6 protein-coding genes are annotated in these 3716 nt (G+C 33.6%); 2 read left to right on the forward strand and 4 right to left on the reverse strand.

Going from position 1 to position 3716, the window contains the following annotated elements; genetic code table 11:
- Positions 1-137: 137 nt before the first annotated feature.
- The 4 genes from AB0M39_RS41515 to AB0M39_RS41530 form a co-directional block, all read right to left on the reverse strand.
- Positions 138-407, reverse strand: coding sequence for a hypothetical protein (locus tag AB0M39_RS41515; protein ID WP_010906216.1), 270 nt, complete (start codon positions 405-407; stop codon positions 138-140).
- 145 nt (positions 408-552) lie between these two features.
- Positions 553-837 carry a hypothetical protein gene (locus AB0M39_RS41520; protein WP_351515821.1) on the reverse strand — a complete coding sequence of 95 codons (285 nt, stop codon included), beginning with the start codon at positions 835-837 and terminating at the stop codon, positions 553-555.
- Complete coding sequence (locus AB0M39_RS41525) at positions 809-979, reverse strand: DUF1655 domain-containing protein (RefSeq protein WP_269889312.1); 171 nt, start codon at positions 977-979, stop codon at positions 809-811. Before AB0M39_RS41525 ends, AB0M39_RS41520 begins: the two co-directional genes overlap by 29 nt.
- 71 nt (positions 980-1050) lie before the next feature.
- Complete coding sequence (locus tag AB0M39_RS41530) at positions 1051-1737, reverse strand: Rha family transcriptional regulator (protein WP_179107678.1); 687 nt, start codon at positions 1735-1737, stop codon at positions 1051-1053.
- Positions 1738-2183: 446 nt separating this feature from the next.
- Here AB0M39_RS41530 and AB0M39_RS41535 point away from each other — a divergent pair, with 446 nt between their 5' ends.
- Together AB0M39_RS41535 and AB0M39_RS41540 are read left to right on the forward strand one after the other, a co-directional pair.
- Positions 2184-2708 carry a helix-turn-helix transcriptional regulator gene (locus tag AB0M39_RS41535; RefSeq protein ID WP_365374261.1) on the forward strand — a complete coding sequence of 175 codons (525 nt, stop codon included), beginning with the start codon at positions 2184-2186 and terminating at the stop codon, positions 2706-2708.
- Positions 2709-2944: 236 nt separating this feature from the next.
- Positions 2945-3716: tyrosine-type recombinase/integrase (locus AB0M39_RS41540; protein WP_365374263.1), on the forward strand; the 772-nt coding region annotated here is incomplete at its 3' end.

The raw sequence follows: 3716 nt of genomic DNA on the forward strand, positions 1-3716 counted from the left end.
TTAGTGCCATCAATGTTTCCAAATTTTTCCCAGGGAAGATCAATCACCTTTTTTAGATTATTTTCTAACCGTTCCCATGCTTTGCGTTGTTTTTCCAAATCTCCGTAATCAGTTTTAACTTCTGTCACTTCTTCCCCCTATTCAGCCAATGAATCCATCAAGGATTCCAATTGACTTTTTTTATACCAAACAGTACGATCTCCATCTTCTAAAATCACCTGCTTTAATCCGTGTGCCCGAAGTTTAGCTAAATATGTGGTTGAAATGTTCAGTTCTTTCAATAATTCAGCTTGTTGCACATATGGGAACTCACGACTTTGTTCAACTCTTGCCTCAACTAATTTATCAACACGATTTAATACTGATTGAGTCAGTTCCTGCTCTGCTTCAAATGATAAGATGCTCATGATTTCCCTCCTCGTTTAAGTCTTATATGCAACTTTGGGGCTTTAGTTTCATTGACAATTAATATTTTTCTTACTTCAGCACGACTAGGTTTAACCAACCAAGTAGGTAGTATTTCTGTGCTTATAACGTCCATTTTTATAAATTTCATACTTTATCTCTTTTCTTAGTTTCAGCTTGTTTTTTCAGTTTCCAACTTTGTGCAAACTCATGAGATACTTTGATACAAAGAGGAGCTTTATTTTGATTGAAAATAATTACTGTTTTTTTGTTTTTTATGCTTTTTAAAAAAACTTGATGTCCAATTTCAGAATTCATTTTTACAGAGAGAATTAAAAAATGTTTATTTTCAAAAGTTCGTGCTTTCTCTAAATCTTCTATTTTGAAAGTAGATGATTGCATTTTAAGCCTCCAATTCCACTTGATAGCCATTCCCCATAAAAGTAAAGGTAGCTACGCTTTTACCATCAAAAAGTTTGTCAGTGACATCATCCACTTCAATGTGGTGTCTCGATTTTGCTAAGCACTGTGTGAATAATAGCTTCGCTTCATCAATGGTTATAAATTCTGTCATTTGTGTTTCTCCTCAAATATGTTATAATTTGAGTAAAGCAAAACTCATGAAGAGCTTGCCTTACTTATAGTTTAAAAGTCTCTACTTTGGTCGGTGTGGACTTTTTTTGTTGTCATTGTTGCTTTAATAGCAACTTTGAGTGGTTCGTAATCGGAACCAGCTTCAATCATGGCTATTGCGATACTTTCAAGCATTTTGTAACGTTCCATTTCCACCGAATCAAGGAGGTCTAGGAGCGTTTTTTCTTTTCGCCAGTCAGTATCTCTAGCTTGAATTTGCTTCTTTGTCAGTCCTGTTACTGTTGTAGCAAGCAAACTTCTAATAATCGTATGCCATGTATTACCATGTCGTGAGTAATGATTCCACTCAGAAATAGCTTGATGAAGAGTAATTCCTTTCGGCTTTTCAACTGCTCTTGCAATTTTTCTTGCATAGAGTTCCTTCTCCATTTCATCAAATCGTTTTACAAGAGCGATTTTAAAATTTCTAACTACTTCTGTATTATCCAGATAAGTAATCATCAACATGGCTTGATTTCTATTAAGTTGATAGATTTTTACTTTTTGACCTCGACTATCTGGCAAGGTCGATATTTCAAATATCAACTTACCGAATTGCTCAAAATCTTTTTTATGTTTATTGATGAGTAAACGTAACGATGTCCTTTCGATTCCTGCATATTCAGCAATAACGATATGGTTAGTCACAACTTCCGCTTTACTCATGTCAGGACTGGTTAAAAATGCTAAGTCTTTCATTATTAAATTTCTTTCTAGCGTTTAATACGCAATATCGTATCTCAACGACTGACTTCATTGTTCTCAATTTCAACGTACTGGGCGGTGCGTTTTTTTAATAGTCCTTAGCGAGCCACTCGGTAATGCGTTCGTATGTACTCTGACGTACTTTCTCATTACGTGTTGGGCTTTCAAGACGTCCATAAGTAAGACGATTAATACCAAGCTGATTGGCAGCTTCACCTTTTGTTAAATCTAGCACTCCTCGTTTTTTGCGTAGAGCAGTTTTAATTTCTGATGTTAAATACATTATTTTACTTCACCTTCTTTCTAGATACTTCAAAATTGAAGTATCTAGACAATAGTATAATACTTCATTTTCGAAGTGTCAAGTGATATACTTCAAAATTGAAATTTTTATTTTAAATAACTACCAAAATGTTGTATAATGATAAAGAGGTAAAAATATGGCAAACGAAGTATATAAAGCTTTAAATCGTATTAAAGAGCTACGAATTGAAAAAGGTGTTACTCAAAGCACCGTAGCAAAAGCAATAGGAATTTCTCAAGGTATGCTGACTAATTATGAAACTGGAAAACGTTCTCCTCGTGATTTCAAAGTTTGGCAAGATTTAGCTGATTACTTTGACGTTACGACTAGCTATATTATGGGAACTAGTGATTTTAGAACATATCAAGACGAAATTAATGAAATACAAACATCTGCCAAGGAAAATTACGGCGTTGAAGTTCCAGCGGAAATAATTAAAGATTATAAGGGAAACCCTGTATCCACTACCTACAATACTCTTGCTCTACGCACAGAAATGGCTAAAAAACTTCTTCCTGAATTAGACAAAATGATTTCTACAATTGATAGTTATTTATATAGCTCTCCCACGATTGATTTTGATGATAAAGAAAAAGCTGATTATTTTTATTCTGATGAATTTAAACTAGCCAATGCACAAATAGATCAACTACTCATTTGAAAACACAGAAAAAAAGTTTTTCAATTAAAGAAGCAATTACTAGAAAAACAAATACAGAACCCTGAAAATTACTTTGCCCTCGAAGATGGCATCACTAAAGCCGAATTAAAAAAAAGGTGGCAAGATTATCGTCGTAAAGATTCTAATGAAAATGAACTTTAACTTCCTACACTTTTAAAATCAACATTCATGTTTTGACTTTTGCGTACTGGGCGGTGCTAGAAAGACAAATCAACATGAACAAACTAAATATAAAAGAATACAAAACAAAAAGCGGAGAAGTACGCTATATTCTCCGTGGCGCTTATATCGGTACTGATGTGCTGACAGGTAAGCAAGTTCGAACTTCCATTACTGGGCGTACAAAAAAAGACATAAAAGTTAAACTTTCACGTCTTCAAAATGAGTTCATAAAAAATGGTTGTACTAAAAAAATTAAAGTCTTAAAAACTTTTGATGAAGTTGCAGCAGCATGGTTTGATTTTTATAAAATAAATAGAAAATCAGCAACTGTCAAGCAAACAGAAAAAAATTTAAGATTATATCTTATCCCAGCATTTGGGAAGTATAAGATAGATAAACTCACAACTGCCATTTTACAGCATCAAATTAATATATGGGCAACTATCGCTAGTAAACCTTTAAACGGGCGTCAGGCACGAAAAAAAGGCGAAATGAGCGATTATAAGAGATTATATACTATAATCAATAGAATTATGAAGTATGCTATTTCAAATGGTCTTATTTCATCTAATCCATGTTTAACTGTTCTGATGCCTAATGTCAAAGTAGAATCTACAAAAAAAGAGATCAAGTTTTTTACTAAATCTCAACTTCAAAGTTTATTTGATTATTTAGATAATCAGGCTTCCCCTCAATGGAAAATGCGGCTATTAAGAAATCTTTTACCTTTTCTAGGTTCAACCGGTCTCAGAATTGGCGAAGCAGTTGCATTGAGCTGGTCTGATATTGATTTCAAACAAGGAACTGTTACGGTATCAAAAACGG

Source organism: Streptomyces sp. NPDC051907, from assembly GCF_040681075.1.
Lineage (GTDB): Bacteria > Actinomycetota > Actinomycetes > Streptomycetales > Streptomycetaceae > Streptomyces.

What these genes read in the sequence shown, in the direction of transcription:
- AB0M39_RS41515 (WP_010906216.1), bottom strand. Translation starts at nt 407, where the DNA reads ATGAGCATCTTATCATTTGAAGCAGAGCAGGAACTGACTCAATCAGTA.
- AB0M39_RS41520 (WP_351515821.1), bottom strand. Translation starts at nt 837, where the DNA reads ATGGCTATCAAGTGGAATTGGAGGCTTAAAATGCAATCATCTACTTTC.
- AB0M39_RS41525 (WP_269889312.1), bottom strand. Translation starts at nt 979, where the DNA reads ATGACAGAATTTATAACCATTGATGAAGCGAAGCTATTATTCACACAG.
- AB0M39_RS41530 (WP_179107678.1), bottom strand. Translation starts at nt 1,737, where the DNA reads ATGAAAGACTTAGCATTTTTAACCAGTCCTGACATGAGTAAAGCGGAA.
- AB0M39_RS41535 (WP_365374261.1), top strand. Translation starts at nt 2,184, where the DNA reads ATGGCAAACGAAGTATATAAAGCTTTAAATCGTATTAAAGAGCTACGA.